General features: G+C 62.4%; 28 protein-coding genes. 22 read left to right on the top strand and 6 right to left on the bottom strand.

The genetic code is table 11. The features are described from left to right. Positions 1-56: 56 nt before the first annotated feature. Entirely contained in the window at positions 57-1,280 is a 1,224-nt protein-coding gene (locus BQ8794_RS25520; RefSeq protein ID WP_077381354.1) for an MFS transporter, read from the bottom strand. Positions 1,281-1,399: 119 nt separating this feature from the next. Between BQ8794_RS25520 and BQ8794_RS25515 the strand changes: the two genes are divergently transcribed. The 6 genes from BQ8794_RS25515 to dxs all read left to right on the top strand — a co-directional run bounded on the left by BQ8794_RS25515 (position 1,400) and on the right by dxs (position 6,793). Then, positions 1,400-2,044, top strand: coding sequence for a TetR/AcrR family transcriptional regulator (locus BQ8794_RS25515; RefSeq protein WP_077381353.1), 645 nt, complete (start codon positions 1,400-1,402; stop codon positions 2,042-2,044). Between the two features lie 213 nt (positions 2,045-2,257). Further along, positions 2,258-3,184, top strand: a complete 927-nt coding sequence (locus BQ8794_RS25510; RefSeq protein ID WP_077381686.1) for a histone deacetylase family protein — start codon at positions 2,258-2,260, stop codon at positions 3,182-3,184. Between the two features lie 3 nt (positions 3,185-3,187). Continuing rightward, positions 3,188-3,439 carry an exodeoxyribonuclease VII small subunit gene (locus tag BQ8794_RS25505; RefSeq protein ID WP_023799340.1) on the top strand — a complete coding sequence of 84 codons (252 nt, stop codon included), beginning with the start codon at positions 3,188-3,190 and terminating at the stop codon, positions 3,437-3,439. Between the two features lie 110 nt (positions 3,440-3,549). Next, positions 3,550-3,816, top strand: coding sequence for a DUF2277 domain-containing protein (locus BQ8794_RS25500; protein WP_077381352.1), 267 nt, complete (start codon positions 3,550-3,552; stop codon positions 3,814-3,816). A 10-nt stretch (positions 3,817-3,826) separates the two neighbouring features. Beyond that, entirely contained in the window at positions 3,827-4,747 is a 921-nt protein-coding gene (locus tag BQ8794_RS25495) for a pirin family protein (RefSeq protein WP_077381351.1), read from the top strand. A 105-nt stretch (positions 4,748-4,852) separates the two neighbouring features. After that, a complete protein-coding gene (dxs, locus tag BQ8794_RS25490) occupies positions 4,853-6,793 on the top strand; it encodes a 1-deoxy-D-xylulose-5-phosphate synthase (protein WP_174654527.1) in 1,941 nt (646 codons plus the stop codon). Positions 6,794-6,899: 106 nt separating this feature from the next. Here dxs and BQ8794_RS25485 read toward each other — a convergent pair whose 3' ends face one another. Beyond that, positions 6,900-7,763: a LysR family transcriptional regulator gene (locus BQ8794_RS25485; RefSeq protein ID WP_077381349.1), complete on the bottom strand. Its 864-nt coding sequence runs from the start codon at positions 7,761-7,763 to the stop codon at positions 6,900-6,902. Positions 7,764-7,861: 98 nt separating this feature from the next. Here BQ8794_RS25485 and BQ8794_RS25480 point away from each other — a divergent pair, with 98 nt between their 5' ends. After that, entirely contained in the window at positions 7,862-8,524 is a 663-nt protein-coding gene (locus BQ8794_RS25480; RefSeq protein WP_077381348.1) for an FMN-dependent NADH-azoreductase, read from the top strand. A gap of 272 nt (positions 8,525-8,796) precedes the next feature. Here BQ8794_RS25480 and BQ8794_RS25475 read toward each other — a convergent pair whose 3' ends face one another. Continuing rightward, positions 8,797-9,198, bottom strand: a complete 402-nt coding sequence (locus BQ8794_RS25475; protein WP_077381347.1) for a GFA family protein — start codon at positions 9,196-9,198, stop codon at positions 8,797-8,799. A 172-nt stretch (positions 9,199-9,370) separates the two neighbouring features. Here BQ8794_RS25475 and BQ8794_RS25470 point away from each other — a divergent pair, with 172 nt between their 5' ends. The 4 genes from BQ8794_RS25470 to BQ8794_RS25455 all read left to right on the top strand — a co-directional run bounded on the left by BQ8794_RS25470 (position 9,371) and on the right by BQ8794_RS25455 (position 12,359). Then, on the top strand, positions 9,371-10,165 hold the full coding sequence (locus BQ8794_RS25470) for a TlyA family RNA methyltransferase (protein WP_077381346.1): 795 nt from the start codon (positions 9,371-9,373) through the stop codon (positions 10,163-10,165). Further along, positions 10,162-11,403, top strand: coding sequence for a class I SAM-dependent RNA methyltransferase (locus tag BQ8794_RS25465; RefSeq protein WP_077381345.1), 1,242 nt, complete (start codon positions 10,162-10,164; stop codon positions 11,401-11,403). The genes BQ8794_RS25470 and BQ8794_RS25465 overlap by 4 nt, the downstream gene beginning before the upstream one ends. Before the next feature lie 85 nt (positions 11,404-11,488). Beyond that, entirely contained in the window at positions 11,489-11,860 is a 372-nt protein-coding gene (locus BQ8794_RS25460; RefSeq protein ID WP_077381344.1) for an antitoxin Xre/MbcA/ParS toxin-binding domain-containing protein, read from the top strand. Beyond that, positions 11,853-12,359 carry an RES family NAD+ phosphorylase gene (locus tag BQ8794_RS25455; RefSeq protein WP_077381343.1) on the top strand — a complete coding sequence of 169 codons (507 nt, stop codon included), beginning with the start codon at positions 11,853-11,855 and terminating at the stop codon, positions 12,357-12,359. The genes BQ8794_RS25460 and BQ8794_RS25455 overlap by 8 nt, the downstream gene beginning before the upstream one ends. Here BQ8794_RS25455 and BQ8794_RS25450 read toward each other — a convergent pair. From BQ8794_RS25450 to BQ8794_RS25435, 3 genes are all read right to left on the bottom strand, one after another. Next, positions 12,356-12,637, bottom strand: a complete 282-nt coding sequence (locus tag BQ8794_RS25450) for an AbrB/MazE/SpoVT family DNA-binding domain-containing protein (RefSeq protein WP_077381342.1) — start codon at positions 12,635-12,637, stop codon at positions 12,356-12,358. The genes BQ8794_RS25455 and BQ8794_RS25450 overlap by 4 nt on opposite strands. A 43-nt stretch (positions 12,638-12,680) precedes the next feature. Then, positions 12,681-14,093 (bottom strand): metalloprotease TldD, encoded by a 1,413-nt coding sequence (gene tldD / locus BQ8794_RS25445; RefSeq protein ID WP_077381341.1) that lies wholly within the window; start codon positions 14,091-14,093, stop codon positions 12,681-12,683. Between the two features lie 240 nt (positions 14,094-14,333). Beyond that, positions 14,334-14,939, bottom strand: coding sequence for an invasion associated locus B family protein (locus BQ8794_RS25435; RefSeq protein WP_077381339.1), 606 nt, complete (start codon positions 14,937-14,939; stop codon positions 14,334-14,336). Between the two features lie 374 nt (positions 14,940-15,313). On the opposite strand from BQ8794_RS25435, the gene coxB reads away from it, so the two are divergent. From coxB to rnhA, 11 genes are all read left to right on the top strand, one after another. Further along, positions 15,314-16,192 carry a cytochrome c oxidase subunit II gene (gene coxB / locus BQ8794_RS25430; protein ID WP_077381338.1) on the top strand — a complete coding sequence of 293 codons (879 nt, stop codon included), beginning with the start codon at positions 15,314-15,316 and terminating at the stop codon, positions 16,190-16,192. A 38-nt stretch (positions 16,193-16,230) separates the two neighbouring features. Continuing rightward, positions 16,231-17,880 carry a cytochrome c oxidase subunit I gene (ctaD, locus tag BQ8794_RS25425; protein WP_077381337.1) on the top strand — a complete coding sequence of 550 codons (1,650 nt, stop codon included), beginning with the start codon at positions 16,231-16,233 and terminating at the stop codon, positions 17,878-17,880. Positions 17,881-17,957: 77 nt separating this feature from the next. Continuing rightward, positions 17,958-18,902 (top strand): heme o synthase, encoded by a 945-nt coding sequence (locus BQ8794_RS25420; protein WP_077381336.1) that lies wholly within the window; start codon positions 17,958-17,960, stop codon positions 18,900-18,902. A gap of 2 nt (positions 18,903-18,904) precedes the next feature. Beyond that, entirely contained in the window at positions 18,905-19,066 is a 162-nt protein-coding gene (locus tag BQ8794_RS25415; RefSeq protein ID WP_077381685.1) for a hypothetical protein, read from the top strand. Positions 19,067-19,074: 8 nt separating this feature from the next. Continuing rightward, positions 19,075-19,716, top strand: coding sequence for a cytochrome c oxidase assembly protein (locus BQ8794_RS25410; protein WP_077381684.1), 642 nt, complete (start codon positions 19,075-19,077; stop codon positions 19,714-19,716). 1 nt (position 19,717) lies between these two features. Further along, positions 19,718-20,599 carry a cytochrome c oxidase subunit 3 gene (locus BQ8794_RS25405; RefSeq protein WP_077381335.1) on the top strand — a complete coding sequence of 294 codons (882 nt, stop codon included), beginning with the start codon at positions 19,718-19,720 and terminating at the stop codon, positions 20,597-20,599. An 82-nt stretch (positions 20,600-20,681) separates the two neighbouring features. Then, complete coding sequence (locus BQ8794_RS25400) at positions 20,682-21,068, top strand: DUF983 domain-containing protein (protein WP_077381334.1); 387 nt, start codon at positions 20,682-20,684, stop codon at positions 21,066-21,068. After that, on the top strand, positions 21,065-21,862 hold the full coding sequence (locus tag BQ8794_RS25395; protein ID WP_167378837.1) for an SURF1 family protein: 798 nt from the start codon (positions 21,065-21,067) through the stop codon (positions 21,860-21,862). The genes BQ8794_RS25400 and BQ8794_RS25395 overlap by 4 nt, the downstream gene beginning before the upstream one ends. A 265-nt stretch (positions 21,863-22,127) precedes the next feature. Next, on the top strand, positions 22,128-23,138 hold the full coding sequence (gene ispH, locus BQ8794_RS25390) for a 4-hydroxy-3-methylbut-2-enyl diphosphate reductase (RefSeq protein WP_077381333.1): 1,011 nt from the start codon (positions 22,128-22,130) through the stop codon (positions 23,136-23,138). A gap of 5 nt (positions 23,139-23,143) precedes the next feature. Further along, positions 23,144-24,106: a homoserine kinase gene (locus BQ8794_RS25385; protein WP_077381332.1), complete on the top strand. Its 963-nt coding sequence runs from the start codon at positions 23,144-23,146 to the stop codon at positions 24,104-24,106. Next, complete coding sequence (gene rnhA / locus BQ8794_RS25380; RefSeq protein WP_077381331.1) at positions 24,103-24,636, top strand: ribonuclease HI; 534 nt, start codon at positions 24,103-24,105, stop codon at positions 24,634-24,636. The genes BQ8794_RS25385 and rnhA overlap by 4 nt, the downstream gene beginning before the upstream one ends. The last annotated feature ends 4 nt before the right edge of the window (positions 24,637-24,640 follow it).

The raw sequence follows: 24,640 nt of genomic DNA, 5'->3' as shown, positions 1-24,640 counted from the left end.
GGCTTAGCGGATCGCCGGCACGCGTCCGGTCCGGCTTGGGACCGGACGCATGGAGACTATTCGGCAGGAACCGCGACCGCGTCGCACGTGGCGGTGCCGCAATCCGCCGTGGCGAGGCTGCGCTGGCCGGCGAGCACGGTGACCAGCGCGATTGCGCCCGCCGCCACCGACACCAGGAACCCGCTCTGGGCACCGAAGGCGTCCACCACCCATCCGGCGGCGAAGGAGCCGAGCGCCATGCCGATGCCGATGCCGGTCATGACCCAGGTGACGCCCTCGGTCAGCATCGCCTCCGGCACGCGCCGCTCGATCAGGCCGAATGCCGTGATGAAGGTCGGCGAGATCGCCACACCGCTAACCAAGACAGCCAGCGCCAGAAGCGGCACCGTGTCTGCGACAAGCACCGGCAGCGTGGTGAGCGCGAGGATGGCGACCGCGATGGCAAGCTGAATTTGCAGCGGTGTTTTCAGGTTCAGTGCGCCGAGGACGATGCCGACGACGAACGATCCGAGGGCGTAGACGCCGATAACGAGGCTGGCAGCGCCCGGCTGGCCGAGTTCCTTGGTGATCGCCACGGTGCTAACCTCCGTGGTCGCGAAGGTCGCGCCAATGAAGATCAGGGCGAAGGTGATGATTTGGACCGGCCGCAGGCGGATTGCCGATCCGCGGGAACCCTGGTCGACCGGTCGCACGCGCGGCTCGGTCGAGCGCTGCAGGATGAGGGCTGTCGAGCCGAAGGCGAGGAACAATGTGCTCGCCAACATTCCCGCTTCCGGGAAAAGCGCGACGCTCAGGCCCACCGATAGCGAAGCCCCGGCGATGTAGACCAGCTCGTCCGCCGCCGACTCGAAGGCGAACGCTGTGTTCATCTCGGGGCGATCCCGGAAGAGCTCTGTCCAGCGCGCGCGCACCATCGCTGGGATGCTGGGCATCGCGGCGGCCAGCAGCGCTGATACGAACAGTGTCCATATCGGCAAGTCCTGATTGGCCGCCGCAATCAGCACCACGAAAGCGAGCACGGAAATAACAGTGGTGGGCGCCACAATCCGCGCCTGGCCGAGGCGGTCCACCAGTCGCGATATCTGCGGCGCGACAAAAGCATTGGCCAGCGCATATGTCGCGGAGACGGCGCCGGCCAGCCAGTACTCGCCGTGCGTCTGCGACAGCATCGCGACGATTCCGATCGGAGCCATGGCCATCGGCATCCGGGCGACGAAGCCGGCTGCGGCGAAGCCTTTGGCTCCCCGTGCCTTGAAGATTTCGCGATAGGGATTGGGCATGAGAACACTCCTGGATTTTTGAGGCCGAGCGACTTATATACGTGGCGTATGCAAATCAGATAATGACATACGGCGCGTATGTCAATTAATATACGAGACGTATGTGAAGGAACGGGCGAATGGGGCACAAACCACGCAAGGAGATGATCGCCGAAACCCGCGCCAAACTGGTCGCGGCGGCGCGCCATGCCTTTGGCAGTGTTGGCTATGCCGAGGCCTCGATGGACGACTTCACCGCATCGGCCGGGCTGACGCGTGGCGCGCTTTATCATCACTTCGGCGACAAGAAGGGCCTTCTCCAGGCGGTCATCGCCGAGATCGACGCGGAAATGTTGGCCCGGTTGAAGATCGTTTCGGCCAGGGCGGACACTCTCTGGCAGGGCTTTGTCGACGAATGCACTGCCTATATCGAGATGGCGCTGGAGCCGGAGATCCAGCGTATTGTCCTTCGCGACGGACCGGCGGTGCTCGGCGATCCTTCGCAATGGCCGAGCCAGAACGAATGCATCCGCTCGATGAGCGAGAACCTTCAAAAGCTGAGGGACGAGGGGACCATCGTTGCCGTTGATCCCGAAGCCGCAGCAAGGTTGGTCAGCGGCGCCTCGCTACATGCCGCGCAGTGGATCGCAAATTCGGAAAATCCAGAAGCGACGTCGAAAAAGGCGGTGAAGGCGTTCAACATGCTTTTGGAGGGACTGCTCAGGCAAGGCCGCAGGATCGGCCGTCCACAAGCCACGGCTGAGGCGGACAAATCGCCGGCCTGAGCCTGTATCAAAAAGCACCAAAGGCAAGGCGCGACCTCGAATGGGACGGCCGAAGCGCCCTTAAAATTCGGGCAGCTCAAGGAGAAGGCGCTGGTCTCGGTCGCTGGCTGGCGCCGGATCCAATCAGCACCCAACGCCTAAACCCTGTTGAACGTCTGCCTTTGGCGGTTCCAAAACATGGTCAAAGCCGCCGCGCGCGCCTATATCGGGGGCATGGTCACAAGGCTTTATACCCACCCGATCTTTCTCGAGCATATAACGCCGCCCGGTCATCCGGAGCGGCCGGACCGCCTGCGCGCCATCGAGCGCGTGCTCGACGACGAGGCCTTTGCGGCCCTTGATCGTGCCGAGGCGCCGGAAGGCGACGAGGGCACCATCCTCTATGCACACCCGCAGGAATTCATCGAACGGATCCGCGCTATGGTACCGGACACCGGTATCGCTCGTGTCGACGCCGACACCACCGCCAGCCCGAAAAGTTGGCAGGCGGCCGTCACGGCGATCGGCGCTGCCAACGCCGCCGTCGACGATGTCTTTCGGGGCAGCGCCGCCAATGTCTTTGTCGCCGCCCGGCCGCCCGGCCACCACGCCGAAAAGACCACGTCCATGGGCTTTTGCCTGTTCAACACCGCGGCGATCGCGGCGCGCTACGCGCAAAGGCAGCACCAGGCCGAACGCGTTGCCATCGTCGACTGGGACGTCCACCACGGCAATGGCACGCAGGATATTTTCTGGGACGATCCGTCGGTGCTCTATTGCTCGACGCACCAGATGCCGCTTTACCCAGGGACCGGGGCGGTGAGCGAAACCGGCGCCGGCAACATCGTCAACGCGCCGCTGGCGCCGCAGACCGGCAGCGAGGTTTTCCGCGACGCTTTCCTGTCGCGGATCTTGCCGGCGCTCGACAATTTCGCGCCCGACCTCATCATCATTTCTGCCGGCTTCGACGCGCACCACCGCGATCCGCTGGCCGAGATCAATTTGACCGAGGACGATTTCGACTGGGCAACCGGCCAGTTGATGCAGCGCGCCGGTCGCCACAGCGAGAACCGGCTCGTCAGCCTGCTCGAGGGCGGCTACGATCTGCAGGGATTGGCATTTTCAGTCGCCGCCCATGTCGGGCGACTGATGAAAGGATAGACGATGGCTGGTGAGAGCAACGAAGACGTCAAGGCGATGAGCTTCGAGCAGGCGCTCGACGCGCTGGAGAAAATCGTAGATGATCTGGAGCGCGGCGACGTGCCGCTCGACCAGTCGATCCGCATCTATGAGCGCGGCGAGGCGCTGAAGCTCCATTGCGACCGGCTGCTCAAGGCGGCCGAGGACAAGGTCGAGAAGATCAGGCTTTCGCGCGACGGCAAGCCGGTGGGGACAGAGCCTCTGGACGCGGAGTAAGGCAGGGTCTCGAACGACAATTTCGCCGGGCGGCTTTTGGACATGATCATGATTGAAGGTAAAACTCATCCCGCTTGAAACGGCTCCAGGACGAGAGGAGATTGCGAACGATGTGCAGAAACATCAAGACACTGTTCAATTTCGATCCGCCGGCAACCGAAGACGAGGTCCGCGATGCCGCACTTCAGTTTGTCCGCAAGCTGAGCGGAACCACGCGGCCGTCGAAACAGAACCAGCATGCGTTCGACCACGCCGTCGAGGCCATAGCCGCGTCTGCGCGCGAATTGCTGGACAGCCTCGAGACGACACAGCATCCGCGCAATCGCGAAGAGGTGGCGGCCAAGGCGAAAGCCAGGTCTGCACTCCGCTTCGCCTGAGGAAGACCGCATGAGCTTCTTCCCAGGAAACGACCCTTTGCCCGGTGACGCCTTCGCCAGCGACCAGATCGAACTAATGGTTATTCCGAACGCCAAGGACATTGGCGGCTTTCAGGTGCGCCGTGCCTTGCCGACTGCCAAGCGTCGGCTGATCGGTCCCTTCATCTTCTTCGATCGCATGGGACCGGCGATTTTGCGGGCCGGCCAGGCCCTCGATGTCCGCCCGCATCCGCATATCGGCCTGTCGACGGTCACTTATCTGTTCGACGGCAAGATCAGGCATCGCGATTCGCTCGGCACCGAAATGGTCATCCAGCCCGGCGACGTGAATTTGATGACCGCCGGTCGCGGCATCGTCCATTCCGAGCGTACGCCGCAGGAGCTGCGCGGTGCGCCGATGTCGGTTTCCGGCCTGCAGACATGGCTGGCGCTGCCGGACGATAAAGAGGAGGTCGACCCGATCTTCGAGAATACGGCGGCCATGCGTCTGCCCGAAATCGACGCTGAAGGCATCAGCGGACGCGTTGTCATTGGCGCGTTTTCCGGGCTGCGGTCACCGGTCTTGACCGCTTCGGACACGCTTTATGCAGATCTCAGCCTGGCGCCCGGCGCCAGCGTGAAAATCCCTGCCGATGCCGAGGAGCGCGCCATCTATACGTTGGAAGGCGAGGTTTCGATCTCCGGTGACCGCTTTCCGGCAGAGCGGCTGCTGGTGTTCCGGCCCGGCGACGAGATCGTCGTGTCGTCGGAGCGTGGAGCGCATTTCATGCTGTTCGGCGGCGCCTCGCTCGGCTCCAAGCGCTACATCTGGTGGAATTTCGTGTCTTCGTCGAAGGAACGCATCGAACAGGCGAAAGAAGAGTGGAAGACAGGCCGTTTCGATATCGTTCCGGGGGATGAAGAAGAGTTCATTCCGCTGCCGGACAATTAGAGCGCCGCGCTCCCTTAGGACACGTAAAAGAAACCCTAACAGTTTGAATCTACGCCGCGTCACTCGCACGCATTTACATTCGCCGGCCAGCAGCCTATTTCGCAGATGAATAAAAAGCAGGCCCTAGCACCAGTGAACGCAAAGCTCCATACGCCACTTCTCGACAAGGTCCGCATCCCGGCCGACCTCAGGACGCTTGACGAACGCCATCTGCCGCAATTGGCATCGGAGCTTCGCACCGAGTTGATCGACGCTGTGTCCCACACCGGCGGACATCTTGGTGCCGGCCTTGGCGTGGTCGAACTGACGGTGGCGTTGCACTATGTCTTCAACACGCCAGACGACCGGCTGATCTGGGATGTCGGTCACCAGGCCTATCCGCACAAGATCCTGACCGGCCGCCGCGACCGTATCCGCACGCTGCGGCAAGAGGGCGGCCTGTCCGGTTTCACCCAGCGCGCCGAGAGCGAATACGATCCGTTCGGCGCCGCCCACTCCTCGACCTCTATTTCCGCCGGCCTCGGCATGGCAATGGCACGCGATCTCTCCGGGGGCCGCAACAATGTCATCGCCGTTATCGGCGACGGCGCCATGTCGGCCGGCATGGCCTATGAGGCGATGAACAATGCCGGCGCGCTCGACGCCCGGCTGATCGTCATCCTTAACGACAACGACATGTCGATCGCTCCGCCGACCGGCGCAATGAGCGCCTATCTGGCCCGCCTGGCGTCGGGCAAGACCTATCTGGGACTGCGCGATTTCGGCAAGAAGCTGACCTCCTATCTCGGCGAGCGCGCCGATCGCGCCATCAAGCGGGCGGTCGAGCATGCGCGCGGCTATGTCACCGGCGGCACGCTGTTCGAGGAAATGGGTTTTTATCACATCGGCCCGATCGACGGTCACAATCTCGAGCACCTGATCCCGGTGCTGAAGAACGTCCGCGACAATGCCGACGGTCCGGTGCTGATCCACGTCGTGACCCAGAAGGGCAAGGGCTATGGACCGGCCGAGGCGGCTGCCGACAAATATCACGGCGTCAACAAATTCGACGTCATCACCGGCGCGCAGGCCAAGGCGCCGGCCAACGCGCCGAGCTACACGAAAGTCTTTGCCGAAAGCCTGGTCCAGGAAGGCCGCGAAGATGATCGCATCGTCGCCATCACCGCCGCCATGCCGAACGGCACCGGCCTCGACCTCTTCGGCGAGGCGTTCCCGTCGAGGACCTTCGATGTCGGTATCGCCGAGCAACACGCGGTGACTTTTGCCGCCGGCCTTGCCACCGAAGGCTTCAAGCCTTTCGCGGCGATCTATTCGACATTCCTGCAGCGTGCCTACGACCAGGTCGTCCACGACGTGGCGATCCAGAAACTGCCGGTGCGCTTCCCGATCGATCGCGCCGGCTTCGTCGGGGCCGACGGGGCGACCCATTGCGGCGCTTTCGACACGACTTTTTTGGCGACGCTGCCCGGTTTTGTCGTCATGGCCGCGGCAGATGAGGCGGAACTGCGCAACATGGTGCGCACGGCGGCAAGCTACGATGAAGGCCCCATCGCCTTCCGCTACCCGCGCGGCAACGGCGTCGGCGTCGATCTGCCGGAGCGTGGCTCGGTTCTCGAAATCGGCAAGGGCCGCATCGTCAGGGAGGGCACCAAGGTTGCGCTGCTTTCTTTCGGCACGCGGCTGCAGGATTGTCTGGCTGCGGCCGAGGAGCTCGGCGCGGCCGGGCTTTCCACCACGGTCGCCGATGCTCGTTTCGCCAAGCCGCTCGACGAGGACCTGATCCGGCGGCTGGCGCGCTCGCACGAAGTGCTGGTAACAGTGGAAGAGGGCGCGGTCGGTGGCTTCGCCAGCCATGTGCTGCAATTCCTGGCCCATGAAGGGCTGCTGGAAAACGGACTGAAGGTACGCCCGCTTGTGTTGCCCGATACTTTTGTCGATCACGCCAAGCCCGAAAAGATGTATGCCGACGCCGGGCTTGATGCCGCCGGTATCGTGCGCACCGTCTTCGTGGCGCTGGGACACACCGCCAGCGCGCAAAGCGCCTGAATCAAAATCTCAACGGCTTGCATCAGTTTGCCGACCGGCGGTCGTAACTGACTGTTTGCGTTGTCATTTTGCATTCGCCTACGCAAGCGCTGGTGCGAGTTCAGGATCACTCCTCGCCAGCGTGCCTTCGAGGAACGGCGTTCATGATGGCGTCCGCCAGATCTTCGAGGACGGAAGTATCGCCTTTCGATGCGGCAAATAGCCTGAACTGCGCTTCTGGCAACTCTGGCAGGCCGTAGCTTTCGGGTACCCTGACCAGGCCGTTTCTCAGCTGACTGACGATCAACGGCGCTACAGCGAAGCCTGAGATGGCAGCCGCCCTCAGGCTGGCGTTGCTGGCGCAGATCATCACCGTGCGCTGGCTGATCCCGGCCTTGGCAAGCCGTTCAAGAGCAACTTCCCTGTAGGGGCAAGGTTCCGGCAAGACGGCCAATGGCAGCGGGTCCGGAAGATCCACGCCGGTATGATCCGCCCATGCCCAGACAAGAGGCTCGCGCCACAGGAGGCGCCCCATCTCCTCACCCTCACACTGTGATCCGAGCACCAGTTCGATATTGCCCTCCTTCATCTTCGAGAGCAGCGCACCCGGAATCCCGACTTGCACCTCAACCTGCAATCCGGGGCGATCAGCGCCGAATGCCTGCAAGGCGCGAAGAATGGGGACCTGTGCGAAGTCTTCCGAGAGGCCGACGCGAACTCTGCCGTGAAAGGGCGCCTGCGCCAGGTCGGCCAAAGCATCCCGGTTAAGGGCAAGCATCGCCCGGGCATAGGCGAGCAGGCGCTCGCCATCTTGTGTCATCTCGAACGAGCGCGTCGTCCTTTTGAGTAACGGCTTTCCGACCTGCTCTTCGAGACGGCGCAGGTGCCCACTGACTGCCGACTGCGTAAGGTTCAGTCGCGCTGCGGCCCGACTGAAGCCGCCTTCATCGAACACGGCGACGAACGTCCTGAGCAGGACCAATTCCAGCATATATTCTGATCCATGATGAATATTGCCGATAATCTCAATTTTTATATTGAATTAAAATATGACGCAATACGGTTCGTCACAATGAGCAAGGATGATCCATGACCAAGCTGCTGCATATCGTTTCTTCGCCCCGCAAAGAGCGTTCCGCCTCGCGTGAGGTCGCCGAGGCGTTTGTTCAAAGCTATCGTGCTCGGCGACCCAACCTGGAGATTTCAACGCTCGACCTATGGGATGTCGACCTCCCCGAATTCGGTGAGGACGCGATGTTGGCCAAATATGCGGGGCTCAGCGGCACGCCGCTTGCCCCTTCTCAACAGCAGGCATGGGCCACATTGCAAGAATTGGCGCAACAACTGCACTGGGCGGATATTGTCCTGCTGTCGACGCCCCTGTGGAATTTCAGCATTCCCTACAAGCTCAAGCACTTCATCGACCTGGTATCGCAGAAGGACATCCTTTTCTCGTTCGCCCCTGAACACGGGTTCGCAGGACTGCTCCGGGATAAGATCGCGGTTGTCGTCCATGCGCGAGGTCTCGACTATGCGGCGCAATCCATCACTCCGGCGCAGCGCTTCGACTTTCAAAAACCCTATGTAGAAGCGTGGTTGCGCTTCATCGGTATCGAAGATGTCCGCAGTCTAATCATCCAGAAGACCCTCTTTGGACCCGATATTGACCATGCGGCTCGCCAGGATGCACGGGAGGCCGCGTTACGGCTGGCGGAAGACATGCTGTCGCGGACAACAGAAGCGATTGCATGAATATGAAGCGCTTGCTGCGGACAAGAAGGGCGGCTCTGGAGACTCGCCGGGAGGTCGCCTTATGGTGCGACGGAGCCGGTCGGCGCAAGGGGTCGTCTTCCGTCCTTCCGCACCGCCACTGAGTGTCAGATTTTTCCGCTAAAGCGCGTCACATTTGAACGGATTCATGCGACGCGCTTTAAGTTCTTGTTTTTACGCATGTCGTTGTCGCCAAACCGCTGCGCACCCTCGGTTCAAGCCCGAGGGCATGTTTTTGCGCGACGTGCATTGCATTAGAACCACATGTCGCGCACGCAGCGACCATCGCCCGGCAGGTCCTCGAACGTGTGGAGACCATCGAAATGGTCGATTGGCAAGTCGGCGACGGTGTCAGGCGGCGCAAGCCTCACATTGACGGCGATCCGAGTGCGACCGGCGGCACTGGCGCGCAAACCACGCCAGGCCAGCACACAGGCGCATGTCGGACAGAACAGAATCTCGAGCGACGGGGCATCCTTTCCGGAGCGCGTATAAGCACTTGTCGGTCCCGCAAGACGGATGCGTTCGTCGACATAATCGTAAGCCCACAGCGCGCCATAGCGGCGGCAAAGCGTGCAGTTGCAGGCGGTGATCGAGCCGGGATCGCCTTCCAAAGTCCAGTGGGCCGCACCACAATGGCAGGTTCCGGTCAGCATTCGTCCTCCTCACGTTCTGGCAGCAAATGGCATATCGTCCCCAACATTGTGCCGGACCCGGTGCGATATTCAACAGACTGTGGGCGGCCTGATGCGCTCGCCGCTTTCGCAAGATGTTCGTTGTCTTCCCCAATATCCTTGCCTTCGTGACAGGCTTTCGCCATGAAGGCAGATGAGCACCCCTTTGCCAGCCAGCACACGCCAGCGGCTCGACGAACTCCTCGTCGCGCGGGGCCTGTTCCCCAGCCGCTCTCGCGCCCGCGACGCGATCGAGCGCGGCACCGTGACGGTCGACGGCGTCATCGCCCGCAAGCCCGGCCAGACCGTCCGGGCGGATTGCCTCATAGAAGTCGACGATCCGGCGCAGGGCTATGTGTCGCGTGCTGCGCTGAAGCTGATCGCCGGGCTCGACTATTTCGGCCTCGATCCAGCCGGCAGCGAAGCGCTCGACGTCGGCGCCTCGACCGGAGGCTTCACTCAAGTGCTGCTCGGACGCGGCGCGGCGCATGTCACGGCGATCGATGTTGGGCATGGCCAGATACATCCCGATATCGCCAGCGATCCGCGTGTGACGGTCATCGAAGGATTGAACGCCCGTGATCTCTCCGTCGCCGATGTTGCCGATCGCATTCCAGATTTTATCGTCTCCGACGTCAGCTTCATCTCGTTGAAACTGGCGCTGCCGCCGGCGCTCGCCATTGCCAGGAGCGGCGCCAAAGCAATATTTCTGGTCAAGCCGCAATTCGAGGCCGGCCGCGAGGCGATTGGCAAGGGCGGCTTGCTGAAAGACCCATACGATGCCGCGCGAATTGCCGGCCTGCTGCAGGATTGGCTGGACCGCGTCCCCGGCTGGCGCTCGGTCGGACTGCATCTGTCGCCGATCGAAGGCGGCGACGGCAACCGCGAGTTCCTGCTCGCCGGGATCAAGGACGCCGGGGTCGAGAACAGGGGGGTCGGAGGCCGATGACCGCGCGCTTCACGATCACACGGCTGGGCTCCCAGGGCGACGGCGTCGCCGAGACCGAAACCGGCGAGCTTTTCATTCCGTTCACGCTGCCCGGTGAAACCGTCACCGCTGTGCGCGAAAAGGACCGTGCTACGCTGATGTCGGTGCTGGAGGCTTCGCCGCTTCGCATCGACCCTGCCTGTCGGCATTTCACCGAATGCGGCGGCTGCGCCATCCAGCATCTCGAGGCCGAAGCCTATCATCGGTGGAAGCGCGACAAGGTTGCGCATGCGCTCAACAGCAAGGGCATCACTTGCGACATTGACGCGCTGGTGCCGTGCGCGCCGCAGACGCGTCGGCGCGTCGTGTTCACCGCCCGGCGCAGCGAGGCCGGCATGCTGCTCGGCTTCGTTCGGGCGCTGTCGTCCGAGATCATTTCCATCGAGGAATGCCCGATCTCGCTAACCGAGATCGTCGCAAAGCTCGACGCTCTGAGAGCACTTGCCGAATTGGTTTGCGCAACGACGAAATCGTTCCGCATGACGGTCACGGTGACCGGTTCCGGCCTCGATGTCGCGGTTCACGAGTCCGGCAAGCTTGGCGAGAACCAGCGCCGCGTCGCCTCCAATTTCGTCATCGCACAGGGGTTGGCCAGGCTTTCGATCGATGGCGAGATCATCATCGAGCCCAAAAAGCCGGCGGTGCTGTTCGGCAGCGTCGCCGTCGCGGTGCCGCCGGGCGCCTTCCTGCAGGCGACCGAGGCCGCCGAGCAGGCGATGGCCGACATCGTCGGCCGGCACCTCGCGCGTGCCAGGAAGATCGCCGATCTCTTCGCCGGCTGCGGCAGCTTTACGCTGCGCCTCGCCGCCAAGTCGGAGGTCCATGCGGTGGAGGGGGATGCGGCAGCGCTTTCGGCGCTCGACCGGGCATTCCGTTTCGCCAGCGGACTCAAGCGGGTGACCAGCGAACGCCGCGATCTGTTCCGGCGTCCGCTCACTTTCAAGGAACTGAATGGCTTCGACGGCATCGTCTTCGATCCTCCCCGGGCCGGCGCCGAAGACCAGTCGAAGCAGATTGCCCGTTCCGACGTGCCGCTTGTCGCCGCGGTTTCCTGCAATCCGGTGACGCTGGCGCGCGACTTGCGCATCCTCGTCGACGGCGGCTACGCCCTGAAAAGCCTGACGCCGATCGACCAGTTCCTGTGGTCGCCGCATGTCGAGGCCGTCGCGCTTCTGGAGAAGCCGAGGCGAAGGCGGTAACGGGTCCGCATTTGTTGAGCTTGAATTTCGCGTAAAATGGACATATTTTGAGCGTGTTCTGTTCAAAATGTGCTAGGAAACTGTTATGAATACCGCAGCTCTCGATATCAGAGCATCGCGCTTTGGCGACGAGCGGACGCCATTTCTTTCGGCAAGACGGGTGGCTGAACTGCTGGGCGTCAATCTGACCGAACTGGCGAGCCTGATCGGCGTCGCGCGCAACACGCTTGCCGCCAAGACCGGCGCGCGCAAGGTCGACGCCGCCTTGAGTCCGATTGTCCGTATCCTTGCGATGGCAGGCGAGATGGCCGGCGATGAACAGCGTGCGGCGATCTGGTTCAAGCATCAGCCGATCCCCGGCTGGGCGGGAAAGACCGCCTACGATCTCGTTCGAGAGGGCAAGACGGACAAGGTGCTTGCCTATCTGGAGGCAGTCCGCTCCGGCATCTATGCTTGAAAGCAGACTGAGCCTATGGCGCGCCTTCGTGCCGCGTTGGGCGCATCTGCCGCTTTCCGGCGAAGGAGCGGCCCGCTTTGGCGGTCGCTGGAATCCAGTGGGTGCCCCGACGATCTATGCCGCGGGCGAATTGTCCACTGCTTGGGCGGAGTACAGTCAGGGCTTTGTCCAGCATCCGGCGCTGATTGCGCAACTCGCACTTTCGGGCGCGCGCCTGGCAGACGTTACGGACGCTGATGAGTTGACCAAGCTCGGCGTGACGGCAGACATTAACCGATGTGAATGGCGCGATGTCATGGATCAAGGCCTGGTGCCTGAGACGCACACGCTGAGAGATCGCCTGATTGCCGATGGACAGCATGGCGTGATCTACCCCTCCTTCATGTCGCCCGGCGGCACATGCGTCGCGCTGTGGCGATGGAACGAGAGCAATGCACCCCGCCTGAAGGTTAGCGATCCCGACCATCGCTTGCCGAAAACGGCGGCTTCATGGCTTTAGGGTAGTTCGAACCGGCCGCGCCGCCGCGCTTCGGCCAGCACACCCGCGTCCATTTCTTCCAACGTCTTCGGCCTGTCTCTATGGGGCAGGGATCCAAACACGTCTTGTGGCCGTGTCTCGGCGAAGACTGGCGCAGGCTTTAGTAGCACGCCCTCCGGAGTATCTTCGACCAGAAGACGTGTGCCGGCGTCCCATTCCCTCCGCTTGCGGATCGCGCTGGGCAGGGTGACCTGCCCCTTGGTCGAGACAGTGGTTACGAGTCTTTCCGGGTTGGCCATCGCGGCGCATCCTCTGAATGTAAGACAAAAACCGCAGCTTCTATCAAACCCGCGTTCCGCCAACCGTCATCTGGTTCATCCTGAGGTGCGGCTGGCCGACGCCGACCGGCACGCCCTGGCCGGCCTTGCCGCACATGCCGATGCCGGTGTCGAGCTTCATGTCGTTGCCGATCATCGAAACCCGATGCATGGCATCCGGCCCATTGCCGATCAGCATGGCGCCCTTGATCGGCTGCGTCACCTTGCCGTCCTCGATCATGTAGGCCTCGGTGCAGCCGAACACGAATTTCCCCGAGGTGATGTCAACCTGGCCGCCGCCGAAGGAGACGGCATAGATGCCGTTCTTGACCGAGGCGATGATTTCGTCCGGCTCCATGTCGCCTGACGTCATATAGGTGTTGGTCATGCGCGGCATCGGCTGGTGCGCGTAGCCTTCGCGCCGTCCGTTGCCGGTGGAGTTCATGCCCATCAGCCGGGCGTTCTGGCGGTCCTGCATATAGCCGACAAGCTTGCCGTCGTCGATCAGCACATTGCGGGCCGACGGAGTGCCTTCGTCGTCGACGGTCAGCGAGCCGCGCCGCTCGGCCATGGTGCCGTCGTCGACGACGGTGACGCCCTTAGCGGCCACTTGCTGGCCCATCAGCCCGGCGAAGGCCGATGTCTTCTTGCGGTTGAAGTCGCCTTCCAGCCCGTGGCCGACGGCCTCGTGCAGCATGACGCCCGGCCAGCCGCTGGACAGCACGATGTCGAACGTGCCGGCCGGCGCCGGGATGGCCTCGAGGTTGACCAGCGCTTGCCGCAGCGCTTCCTTGGCGGCGTGCTTCCAGCTCTCCTCGACCAGGAATTCGCCAAACCCTTTGCGTCCGCCCATGCCGTAGGAGCCGCTCTCCTGGCGATCGCCGTCGCCGACCACCACCGACACATTGATCCTGACCAGCGGGCGGATGTCGCGCACCATCTGGCCGTCGGCACGCACGATCTCGACATGCTGCCAGGAGGCGGCGAGCGACGCCGTCACCTGTCGCACGCGCGGATCCTCGGCTCGCAGCCACGCATCGATTTCCTGAAGGAGCTTGGCCTTGGCCTCGAAGGAGGGCGAGGGGATCGGGTTGTCGTCGCCATAGAGATGGCGGTTGGTACGGGCGGGAGCCGCAGCAAGCGTGCCGGAATAGCCGCTCTTGACGGTTGACACGGCGTCGGCCGCGCGCAGCAGCGACGCTTCCGAAAGATCGCTGGAATGCGCGTAGCCACTCGCTTCGCCGGCGACCGCGCGCAGGCCAAAGCCCTGGTCTGTGTTGAAATTGGCGGTCTTCAGCCGGCCATTGTCGAACATCAGCGCTTCGCTCTCGCTGTATTCGAGGAACAACTCGCCGTCGTCGGCGCCGTTGATGGTCTCGGCGACGATCTGCTTGATGCGATCGTCGGAAATGTCGAATTGGCCGATCAGGCTGTTCATGGCAGGTCCGTCCGTGGAAAGAGATTGTCCTCACGATGTAGGCGCGAAGGTGCGTCCAGACAATCGGCAATGACCATTGTCTGTGCATGACCCCGAAAATGGGAATCGATTTTCGGAAAGGATCATGCGCAAAATCAAAGCGCTACAGCGTCCTTTGCGCGTCCTTGGACGCGCGGCGCTGTAGCCAAAGGCGGTCACAATCTCATTTTCGTCAGCAGGGTTTGGGCCTCTCGCCCCGTCTCAAGGCAGGGCGGCGAAACCGTCGGCGAAACCCTTGAGCTCAACCGGGATGCCAATGCCTTCCTCCGGCGTCTGGAAGACGATGAAGGTGGCTGACGTTCCGGTCTTCAGCGTATCGAGCAGTGGCTTTTCGAGAATGACCTCGGCGTAGCAGCCGTCCTGGAAGCAGCGCACGAAATAGGCCCGGCCGATGTCCTTGCCGTCGACATTGAGGCCGAGCCCGTTGGGCAACAGCACGCCGAGCGGCGCCAGCACGCGCAGGATTTCGGCCTTGTTGTCGGCAGTGCGCAGCACGACGACGGAAAGCCCCATCTCGGGACGGTCTTCGGCGACGACGTTTTGCATCATCACGCATTGTTCCGATGTGGCGCCAGCCGGCGTGTCGCAGATGATCGACCATGCGCCATGCGTCGTCCGCACCTTGCCGCTTGGCTGCGCGGCATTGGCCTGGCTAACGCCAAACGAGCCAACATAGGACAGGCCGATCCCAGCCAGACCAACGCTAGACACGGCAGCGAGAAGGATGACGTTCGACAAGCTTCTCGAAAGCGCAAGTTTCGAATGCCCAAGTCTCGAATGCCCAAGTCTCGAAAGCCAAGAGTTCATGACGGCTCCATTGCGAATCACGGCACTTTAAGCCGCGCCAAGGGCAAGTAAAGGATGAGACCATGCCGGCCTGCCTCGACCAAGGCAATTGTGCGCTTTTCCGTGCCAAATTCGCCCGAATTGCGACGGCCCGGCGCATTTTGCCGGGACACTCCGCCGCTCGGGCATTCGCGGGTCCGCCACCGCCGCGGCCGCCGCCACAAGGAGCAGCCGCGCTTGCGCGCAAAAATGCCGCACGGTTTCCTCCGCTCCTTTCTTGCAGAGGCAAATAGAGTATGGTTTGAACCAGCCTCGGGACTATCCGGGATTCCCGTCCCGGCGTTGTTCGATATTCTTGCGGTCCGATCGCGAGGAACTGGGAGATAATGACGGCAATGAGAAAATTCCTAGCAGGCGCCAAACTCCTGGCAAGCGCTGCCGCCACACTGTTCACCGGCGCATCCGCCCATGCGGCCCAGCCTGCGCCGTGGGAGATGAGCTTCCAGCCCGCCGCCACCGACATGATGCGGCAGATCGCCTGGTTCGAGCACTATACGCTGTGGTTCATCGTGCCGATCACCCTCTTCGTGCTCTTTCTCATCGCCTATTGCATCCTGAAGTTTCGCGCGAGCGTCAACCCGACCCCGTCGCGTACCAGCCACAACACGCTGATCGAGGTGATCTGGACGGTTGGGCCGGTCGTCGTCCTGCTCTTGCTCGCCATTCCATCGTTCCAGCTCTTGACTGCGCAATACACGCCTCCGGAGGAAGCCAAGCTGACCGTCAAGGCGACGGGAAACCAGTGGAACTGGGACTACGAATACCAGACCGAAAACACGCTTTCCTTCAACTCGGCGATCCTGGCGGATTCTGACCGCGCGGCGGCCGGCAAGGAGGACCGCGGCGCTTATCCGCGCCTGCTCGCCGTCGACAACGAGATGGTGGTGCCGGTCAACACCATGACCCGTGTGCTGGTGACGGCGGCTGACGTGATCCACGCCTTTGCCATGCCGTCCTTCGGCATCAAGACCGACGCGGTTCCGGGTCGCATCAACGAGGTCTGGTTCAAAGCGGACAAGGAAGGCCTCTATTACGGCCAGTGCTCGGAGCTCTGCGGCAAGGACCACGCCTACATGCCGATCGCGATCCGCGTCGTCTCCGACGCCCAGTACAAGACCTGGCTGGCGGCGGCCGGCACCGACCTTCCCGGCGCCAACAAGGCGCTGATGGCCGAGGTCGACGGCAAAGACAAGGTAGCGGCCGCCGGCAACTGATGCCGCGACCAGAAAAGATCAGGGAACGGAGCCGAACAATGGCAGACGCTGCAGCTCACGACCACGACCACAAGCCGTATCATGGCTGGGTCCGGTGGGTGTATTCGACCAACCACAAGGATATTGGCACGCTCTACCTGATCTTCGCGATCATGGCGGGCTGCGTCGGCGGTGCCCTTTCGGTCGTCATGCGCATGGAACTGCAGGAGCCGGAGATCCAGATTTTCACCGGCCTGGCGCAGATGGTCTACGGCTTGAACGCCGACGCCGCGCTCGACGGCGGCAAGAGCATGTACAATGCCTTCACCACCGCCCATGCGCTGATCATGATCTTCTTCATGGTCATGCCGGCGCTGATCGGCGGCTTCGCCAACTGGATGGTGCCGATCATGATCGGCGCGCCCGACATGGCGTTCCCGCGCATGAACAACGTCTCGTTCTGGCTGCTGCCACCGGCTTTCATCCTGCTGATCATCTCGGCCTTCGTGCCGAGCGCGCCTGGCGCCTACGGCGTCGGCGGCGGCTGGACGATCTATCCGCCGTTATCGACCTCGGGCCAGCCCGGACCGGCGATGGATCTTGCGATCCTGTCGCTGCACATCGCCGGCGCCTCATCGATCCTCGGCGCCATCAATTTCATCACCACCATCTTCAACATGCGCGCGCCTGGCATGACGCTGCACAAGATGCCGCTGTTCGCCTGGTCGGTGCTGATCACCGCTTTCCTGCTGCTGTTGTCGCTTCCGGTTCTCGCCGGCGGCATCACCATGCTTTTGACCGATCGCAATTTTGGCACCACCTTCTTCGCGCCCGATGGCGGCGGCGACCCGATCCTGTTCCAGCACCTGTTCTGGTTTTTCGGCCATCCGGAAGTCTACATCCTGATCCTGCCGGGCTTCGGCATCGTCAGCCACATCGTCTCGACCTTCTCCAAGAAGCCTATCTTCGGCTATCTCGGCATGGCCTATGCCATGGTCGCGATCGGTGCGGTCGGCTTCATCGTCTGGGCGCACCACATGTACACGACCGGCCTGTCGCTCGACACGCAGCGCTATTTCGTCTTCGCCACCATGGTTATCGCGGTGCCGACGGGCGTGAAGATATTCTCGTGGATCGCCACCATGTGGGGCGGGTCGATTTCGCTCAAGACCCCGATGCTGTGGGCGATTGGCTTCATCTTCCTGTTCACCGTCGGCGGCGTCACCGGCGTCCAGCTTGCCAATGCCGGTCTCGACCGCCCGCTGCACGACACCTACTACGTGGTCGCGCATTTCCACTATGTGCTGTCGCTGGGCGCGGTCTTTGCCATCTTCGCCGGCTGGTACTACTGGTTCCCGAAGATGACCGGCTACATGTACTCGCCTGTCATCGCCAACACCCACTTCTGGGTCACTTTCGTCGGCGTCAACCTTGTCTTCTTCCCGCAGCATTTCCTCGGCCTCTCCGGCATGCCGCGCCGCTACATCGATTATCCGGATGCGTTTGCCGGCTGGAACATGGTGTCGTCCTACGGCTCGTATATTTCGGCCGTCGGCGTGGTCATCTTCCTCTACGGCGTGTTCGAGGCCTTCCAGAAGAAGCGGGTTGCCGGCGCCAACCCATGGGGCGAGGGTGCAACGACGCTCGAATGGCAGCTGCCTTCGCCGCCGCCCTTCCACCAGTGGGAACAGCTGCCGAAGATCAAATAGGCTTCTGCCTGGGCGAATACTGAACCGCCGGTTCGCCCGGCGGTTTTGGCCAACGGAATGATGGACTTTAAGTACGCATGGCCCTTGTCGACGACACATTGACTGACGAACCGGGCTTTCGCATGTCGGAAGCGACGGCGGGCGATTTCTTCGCCCTGTTGAAGCCGCGCGTCATGTCGCTGGTGGTGTTCACCGCCTTTGTCGGCCTGGTCGCGGCACCTGTGACCATCAATCCGCTTCTGGCGGTGATCGCTATCCTGGCTATTGCCATTGGTGCAGGGGCCTCCGGCGCGCTCAACATGTGGTATGACGCCGATATCGATGCGGTGATGACCAGGACCGCCGGCCGTCCGGTGCCGGCCGGCCGCATCCGGCCCGGCGAGGCGCTGAGTTTCGGCCTGGTGCTGTCGGTGCTGTCGGTGATGACGCTCGGCGTGCTGGTCAACTGGCTGTCGGCGACGCTGCTGGCCTTCACCATCTTCTTTTATGCCGTCGTCTACACGATGTGGCTGAAGCGCTGGACGCCACAGAACATTGTCATCGGCGGTGCTGCAGGCGCCATTCCGCCGGTGATCGGCTGGGCCGCAGTGACCGGAACAGTTAGCCTGGAAAGTATCGTCCTGTTCCTGATCATCTTCCTGTGGACGCCGCCGCATTTCTGGGCGCTCGCTCTCTTCAAGTCCGAGGACTATGCCAGGGCCGGCATCCCGATGATGCCGAATGTCGCCGGCCAGGCTTCGACCCGACGCCAGATCTTCGCCTATGCGCTGATCCTTGCGCCGGTTGGCGTGCTGCCATGGGCGCTCGGTTTCACCACGCCCGCCTATGGCGTTTTTGCGGTGCTGCTTGGCGCCGGCTTCGTCTGGTACGCGTGGAAGGTGCTGCAGATGGCGGACGACGACCATGTGATGAAGCCGGCCAAGGCATTGTTCGGCTACTCGCTGCTCTACCTCTTTGCCATCTTCGCCGTCTACCTTGCCGACTGCGTTGTCGGGCGCGTGCTGGCCATGGGTGGAGCATGACCATGGCCGACAAGAAGCTTGAACTCGTCACGCTGACGGAGCGCCAGCAGAAGGCCCGGCGCAACCGCTCGGTAGCCATCGGCCTGGCGCTGGCGGTGCTTGTCGTCATCTTCTATATCGCGACCGTAGTGAAGTTCGGTCACAACCTCACCGGAACGATGTGAGGCTCAAGATGAACCGCCAAACGGTGACCGATCCTCAAAAGAAGAACACCAACCGCATCGTCGCCGGCGTCTGCATCGCCTTTTTCGGCGGCATGATCGGCATGGCCTATGCCGCGGTGCCGCTCTACGCGATGTTCTGCGAGGCGACCGGTTACGGCGGCACCGTGAAACGCGCAACGCAGCAATATGCCGACCGCGTGCTCGACCGCGATATCACCATCCGTTTCGACGCCAACACATCCGGCGTGCCCTGGCAGTTTGAGCCGGTCGCCCGGTCGGTCACCATCAAGATAGGCGAGACGGCCCAGGCGCATTATAGCGCCACCAACAAGTTCGTCCGCGCCACCACCGGCCGCGCGACCTTCAACGTGCAGCCGGAACTTGCGGGATCCTACTTCAACAAGGTCGAGTGTTTCTGCTTCACCGACACGACGCTGAAGCCTGGCGAGACGCTGGACATGCCGGTCGTGTTCTATGTAGATCCCGACATCGTCAACGCGCCGGAGCTGAAGGACCTGAAGACCATTACCCTGTCCTACACGATGTTCCCGGTCGAGAAGAACGAGAAGACCAAGCCGGTGGCGTCGACAGTGCCGGCCGAAGGCACAAGCAACAAAGTTTCACATACCGAAGGAAGCCTCGGGGGTTGATATGGCAGACGCGCACGCAAAACCACAACATGACTACCACCTCGTCGACCCGAGCCCGTGGCCATTCCTCGGATCGGTCGGCGCGTTGGTCACCGCGATCGGCGGCGTCTGTTACATGCAGTATCTCAAGGGCGGCGATTTCCCGATCTTCGGCTTCAACATCGCCAATCCGTGGCTGTTCTTCATCGGCCTCTTGATCGTCATCTACACCATGTACGCCTGGTGGTCGGATACCATCAAGGAAGCGCATGAAGGCCACCACACGCGTGTTGTGTCACTGCATCTGCGCTACGGCATGATCATGTTCATCGCTTCCGAGGTGATGTTCTTCGTCGCCTGGTTCTGGGCTTTCTTCGACGCCAGCCTGTTTCCCGGCGAGGCACAGCAATATGCCCGCGCCGCCTTCACCGGCGGTGTCTGGCCGCCGAAGGGCGTTGAGGTCCTCGACCCCTTCCACCTGCCGCTCTACAACACCGTCATCCTGCTTCTATCGGGCACTACGGTGACCTGGGCGCACCACGCGCTGCTTCATGGCGATCGCAAGGGGCTGATCAACGGCCTGGTGCTGACCGTCGGTCTCGGCATCCTGTTCACCATGGTGCAGGCTCACGAATACATGCACGCGCCGTTCGGCTTCAGGGATTCGATCTACGGCGCCACTTTCTTCATGGCGACCGGCTTCCACGGCTTCCACGTCATCATCGGCACCATCTTCCTGCTGGTCTGCCTGGTTCGCGCGATGAAGGGCGACTTCACGCCGAAGCACCATTTCGGCTTCGAGGCCGCCGCCTGGTACTGGCACTTCGTCGACGTGGTCTGGCTGTTCCTGTTCGCGTCGATCTATGTCTGGGCCTCGAGCGGCGCGGTCATCGAAGGCCACTGAAATCTTCCTGAGGAAATTGATGAGGCGGCTGCGGCGACGTGGCCGCCTTACCTTTTGGGGTGAAGGGCACTAAAGTATCGGAATGAGCGACGACAAGGCGATCTGGCCAGCAATCGATCCGATTTCGGCTGGCCTGCACGGCCGCTGCCCGCGCTGCGGCGAGGGACAGCTGTTTTCTGGCTTCCTCACCGTCGGCAAACGCTGCGCCAATTGCGGCCTCGACTATTCCTACGCCGATGCCGGCGACGGTCCGGCGGTGTTCGTCATCCTGATCATCGGCTTCATCGTCGTCGGGCTGGCGCTGTGGATGGAGGTGACGCTCAGCCCGCCGCTCTGGCTGCATTTCCTGCTGTGGATACCGCTGACGCTGGTGCTTTGCCTTGGCGCGCTCAGGCTGATCAAGGGTGTGCTCCTGACGCTGCAATACCGCAACAAGGCGGCAGAGGGCAGGCTGGACCTCGGCGAATGAGCACGACATCCGCTTCGATTGCAGGCCGTTCGCGGCCGAAGACGGCATTGCTGCTTGGGCTTGGCCTCATGCTGTTCTTCATCCTGCTGGCGCTCGGCACCTGGCAGGTCCAGCGCCTGTACTGGAAAGAGGGCCTTCTCCAGACCATCGACCGGCGCACGCACTCAGCGCCCGTGCCGTTCGCCGAGGTCGAAAAGCGGTTTGCCGCCAGCGGCGATGTGGATTACACGCCGGTGACGGCATCAGGCACGTTCCTGCATCAAGGCGAGCGACATTTCTTCGCGACCTGGGAAGGCCAGTCCGGTTTCGATATCTTCACGCCCTTGCATCTGGAGGACGGCTGCTTCGTTCTGATCAATCGCGGCTTCGTGCCGTACGATCTCAAGGACGCGGCCAAGCGTCCGCAAAGCCAGGGTGCGGGCCAGGTGACGGTGACGGGGCTCGCCCGCAATCCGCTGCCGGCAAAGCCCTCGATGATGCTTCCCGACAATGATCCGCAGAAAAACATCTTCTACTGGAAGGATCGCGACGCCATGGCGGCCAGCGCCGGTCTGCCGGCCGGCGCGGGGCTGATGCCATTCTTTATCGACGCGGACGCCACGCCGAACCCGGGTGGGCTGCCGGTCGGCGGCGTTACAATCATCGACCTGCCGAACAGCCATTTGCAATATGCCGTAACCTGGTACGGCCTTGCCGCTGCCCTTGCCGGCGTCCTCATCTTCAGGCTTCGCCGCCCGGCGAAAGACGCATCGGCCCGAAAATCGGAATCGATTTTCGGAAAGCACGATGCCTAGATTGAAAGTGTCAGAGCAATTCCAGGAAAAGTGTGAAACGGTTTTCCCGGGAAAAGCGCGTAGCGCTTTCCCTTGCGGAATTGCGTTGAAACAAAGAGGGAGAGCCGTTCTACGAACGGCTCTACAGCGTACTTTGTGCGTCCAAATGGACGAACGTCGCTCTAATGATCGCAACCGGTGCCCTTGACAGGGCAGGGGTGCGCACCTCATTTCGCGCCTTGAGTTCAAGACTTGAGTTCACGCTACGACCAACCGTCCGGGAATCATGCTTCACACGACCACAAAGCCACCGCTGACGATAAGGCTCTGCCAGCCGCGCGGCTTCTGCGCCGGCGTCGACCGCGCCATCCAGATCGTCGTTCTGGCGCTGAAGAAATATGGCGCGCCGGTCTATGTTCGCCACGAGATCGTGCATAATCGCTACGTCGTCGAGGGGCTGCAAAGCCTCGGTGCGGTGTTCATCGAGGAGCTCTCCGAGATACCGGCTGAGCATCGTCAGAGCCCGGTCGTCTTTTCGGCGCATGGCGTGCCGAAGTCGGTGCCGGCGGACGCCCAGGCGCGCGACCTCTTCTATCTCGACGCCACCTGCCCGCTGGTGTCGAAGGTCCACAAGCAGGCAATGCGCCATCAGCGGCTCGGCCGCCATGTGCTTCTGATCGGCCATGCCGGCCACCCGGAAGTGATCGGCACGATGGGGCAGTTGCCGGACGGCGCCGTCACCTTGATCGAGACCGAAGCCGACGCCGCGAATTTGGTGCCCGCCGACCCGCAGGCGCTCGGGTTCGTCACCCAGACGACGCTGTCGGTCGAGGACACCGCCGGCATCATTCGGGTGCTTAAGGATCGTTTTCCCGATTTGCATGCAGCGGCAGCGGAATCGATCTGCTACGCCACCACCAATCGCCAGGAAGCGGTAAAGGAGACCGCCGCGGGTGCCGATCTCTTCCTGATCGTCGGCGCTCCCAATTCCTCAAATTCGCGGCGTCTCGTCGAAGTGGCCGAACGCGCCGGCGCCTCGATGTCGCTTCTGGTGCAGCGCGCCTCCGAGATTCCATGGACCGAGATCGCCGGCATCTCGACGCTCGGTCTGTCGGCAGGTGCATCGGCGCCGGAAATCATCGTCGACGAGATCATCGACGCGTTTCGGCAGCGCTTCGACGTAACCATCGAGCTGGCGGTGACGGCGACGGAAACCGAGGATTTTCCGGTGATGCGGGTGCTGCGCGACGTCGAACTGACGGCGGCCGACATGGCTTTCGTCAACGGGGCCGCGTAAGGTTCATGGCGGTCTACACCGACGTCAACGAAGGCGAGCTCGGCGCGTTCCTCAAGGCCTATCCTGTCGGCGATCTCCTGTCCTACAAGGGCATAGCCGAAGGCACCGAGAACTCGAATTTCCTGCTGCACACGACCAGCGGCTCCTACATCCTGACGCTCTACGAAAAGCGCGTCGACAAGGCCGACCTGCCGTTCTTCCTCGGCCTCATGAGCCACCTCGCCAGGAAGGGCATTTCCTGCCCGCTTCCGGTGACCGCGCATGATGGCGACGTCATCGGAACGCTTGCCGGCCGGCCGGCGGTCATCATCACCTTCCTCGAAGGCGTTTCGCTGCGGCGGCCGACATCAGCGCATTGCGGCGAGGTCGGCAAGGCGTTGGCGGCGCTGCATCTCGCCGGCGCCGACTTTCCGATGACCCGACCGAATGCCCTTGCCATCGATGGCTGGCGCAAGCTGTGGAGCGCCTCTCGCCTTCGCGCCGACGAGGTCGAGCCGGGACTGGCGGCCGAGGTCGACGCCGACTTCGCCGATTTCGAGCGGAACCGGCCGAACGGCCTGCCGGAAGGCATCATCCATGCCGATCTTTTCCCCGACAATGTCTTCTTCCTCGGCGAGAAACTGTCGGGGCTGATCGACTTCTATTTCGCCTGCAATGATCTCTACGCCTATGATGTCGCGACCTGCCTCAATGCCTGGTGCTTCGAGAAGGACTTTTCCTTCAACCTGACCAAGGGCACGGCGCTGCTTGCCGGCTACCAAAGCGTGCGGCCCTTGAGCGGCGAAGAGAAAGCTGCGCTGCCGATGCTGGCGCGCGGCTCGGCATTGCGCTTCATGCTGACCCGGCTTTACGACTGGCTGACCATTGCCAACGGCGGGCTAGTCGTGAAACGCGACCCGACCGAATATATCAGGCGCATGCGTTTCCACCGGGCGATCAAATCTCCTTCCGAATACGGGCTGACATGACCAAGCGCGTTGAAATCTTCACCGATGGTGCCTGTTCGGGCAATCCGGGGCCTGGCGGCTGGGGGGCTGTCCTGCGCTTCAACGGCGTCACGAAGGAACTGTCGGGCGGCGAGGCTGCTACCACCAACAACCGCATGGAACTTTTGGCCGCCATCTCGGCGCTCAATGCGCTGAAAGAACCCTGTGCGGTCGATCTTTATACCGACAGCAACTATGTCAAGGACGGCATTTTCAGCTGGATCGACGGCTGGAAGCGCAACGGCTGGAAGACCGCTGCCAGGCAACCGGTGAAGAATGCCGAACTGTGGCAGGCGCTCGACGAGGCGCGCAACCGTCATCAGGTGATCTGGCACTGGGTCAAGGGCCATGCCGGCCATCCGGAGAACGAGCGTGCCGACGAGTTGGCGCGGCTCGGCATGGCGCCGTTCAAGAACAAGACGGCCAGGCCCGCGCCCGTTTCGGCTGGGGAAAGCACCCAAGCCAAGCCGCCGGTAGCCAAGAAAGTGCGCCGCTCGACCCAAAGCTACTGACCAG

This window comes from Mesorhizobium prunaredense (assembly GCF_900156895.1).
Classification (GTDB): domain Bacteria; phylum Pseudomonadota; class Alphaproteobacteria; order Rhizobiales; family Rhizobiaceae; genus Mesorhizobium; species Mesorhizobium prunaredense.
This window is presented reverse-complemented; position numbering and strand designations above follow the sequence as displayed.

Bases quoted from the DNA above. Each gene is read 5' to 3' on its own strand.
- coxB (WP_077381338.1), top strand. From the start codon at position 15,314: ATGAGAAAATTCCTAGCAGGCGCCAAACTCCTGGCAAGCGCTGCCGCC.
- BQ8794_RS25395 (WP_167378837.1), top strand. From the start codon at position 21,065: ATGAGCACGACATCCGCTTCGATTGCAGGCCGTTCGCGGCCGAAGACG.
- ctaD (WP_077381337.1), top strand. From the start codon at position 16,231: ATGGCAGACGCTGCAGCTCACGACCACGACCACAAGCCGTATCATGGC.
- dxs (WP_174654527.1), top strand. From the start codon at position 4,853: ATGAATAAAAAGCAGGCCCTAGCACCAGTGAACGCAAAGCTCCATACG.
- BQ8794_RS25405 (WP_077381335.1), top strand. From the start codon at position 19,718: ATGGCAGACGCGCACGCAAAACCACAACATGACTACCACCTCGTCGAC.
- BQ8794_RS25385 (WP_077381332.1), top strand. From the start codon at position 23,144: ATGGCGGTCTACACCGACGTCAACGAAGGCGAGCTCGGCGCGTTCCTC.
- BQ8794_RS25515 (WP_077381353.1), top strand. From the start codon at position 1,400: ATGGGGCACAAACCACGCAAGGAGATGATCGCCGAAACCCGCGCCAAA.
- BQ8794_RS25520 (WP_077381354.1), bottom strand. From the start codon at position 1,280: ATGCCCAATCCCTATCGCGAAATCTTCAAGGCACGGGGAGCCAAAGGC.
- BQ8794_RS25510 (WP_077381686.1), top strand. From the start codon at position 2,258: ATGGTCACAAGGCTTTATACCCACCCGATCTTTCTCGAGCATATAACG.
- BQ8794_RS25420 (WP_077381336.1), top strand. From the start codon at position 17,958: ATGGCCCTTGTCGACGACACATTGACTGACGAACCGGGCTTTCGCATG.
- BQ8794_RS25460 (WP_077381344.1), top strand. From the start codon at position 11,489: ATGAATACCGCAGCTCTCGATATCAGAGCATCGCGCTTTGGCGACGAG.
- BQ8794_RS25450 (WP_077381342.1), bottom strand. From the start codon at position 12,637: ATGGCCAACCCGGAAAGACTCGTAACCACTGTCTCGACCAAGGGGCAG.
- rnhA (WP_077381331.1), top strand. From the start codon at position 24,103: ATGACCAAGCGCGTTGAAATCTTCACCGATGGTGCCTGTTCGGGCAAT.
- BQ8794_RS25480 (WP_077381348.1), top strand. From the start codon at position 7,862: ATGACCAAGCTGCTGCATATCGTTTCTTCGCCCCGCAAAGAGCGTTCC.
- BQ8794_RS25410 (WP_077381684.1), top strand. From the start codon at position 19,075: ATGAACCGCCAAACGGTGACCGATCCTCAAAAGAAGAACACCAACCGC.
- BQ8794_RS25495 (WP_077381351.1), top strand. From the start codon at position 3,827: ATGAGCTTCTTCCCAGGAAACGACCCTTTGCCCGGTGACGCCTTCGCC.
- BQ8794_RS25470 (WP_077381346.1), top strand. From the start codon at position 9,371: ATGAGCACCCCTTTGCCAGCCAGCACACGCCAGCGGCTCGACGAACTC.
- BQ8794_RS25465 (WP_077381345.1), top strand. From the start codon at position 10,162: ATGACCGCGCGCTTCACGATCACACGGCTGGGCTCCCAGGGCGACGGC.
- BQ8794_RS25485 (WP_077381349.1), bottom strand. From the start codon at position 7,763: ATGCTGGAATTGGTCCTGCTCAGGACGTTCGTCGCCGTGTTCGATGAA.
- BQ8794_RS25400 (WP_077381334.1), top strand. From the start codon at position 20,682: ATGAGCGACGACAAGGCGATCTGGCCAGCAATCGATCCGATTTCGGCT.
- BQ8794_RS25415 (WP_077381685.1), top strand. From the start codon at position 18,905: ATGGCCGACAAGAAGCTTGAACTCGTCACGCTGACGGAGCGCCAGCAG.
- BQ8794_RS25505 (WP_023799340.1), top strand. From the start codon at position 3,188: ATGGCTGGTGAGAGCAACGAAGACGTCAAGGCGATGAGCTTCGAGCAG.
- BQ8794_RS25475 (WP_077381347.1), bottom strand. From the start codon at position 9,198: ATGCTGACCGGAACCTGCCATTGTGGTGCGGCCCACTGGACTTTGGAA.
- BQ8794_RS25455 (WP_077381343.1), top strand. From the start codon at position 11,853: ATGCTTGAAAGCAGACTGAGCCTATGGCGCGCCTTCGTGCCGCGTTGG.
- BQ8794_RS25435 (WP_077381339.1), bottom strand. From the start codon at position 14,939: ATGAACTCTTGGCTTTCGAGACTTGGGCATTCGAGACTTGGGCATTCG.
- tldD (WP_077381341.1), bottom strand. From the start codon at position 14,093: ATGAACAGCCTGATCGGCCAATTCGACATTTCCGACGATCGCATCAAG.
- ispH (WP_077381333.1), top strand. From the start codon at position 22,128: ATGCTTCACACGACCACAAAGCCACCGCTGACGATAAGGCTCTGCCAG.
- BQ8794_RS25500 (WP_077381352.1), top strand. From the start codon at position 3,550: ATGTGCAGAAACATCAAGACACTGTTCAATTTCGATCCGCCGGCAACC.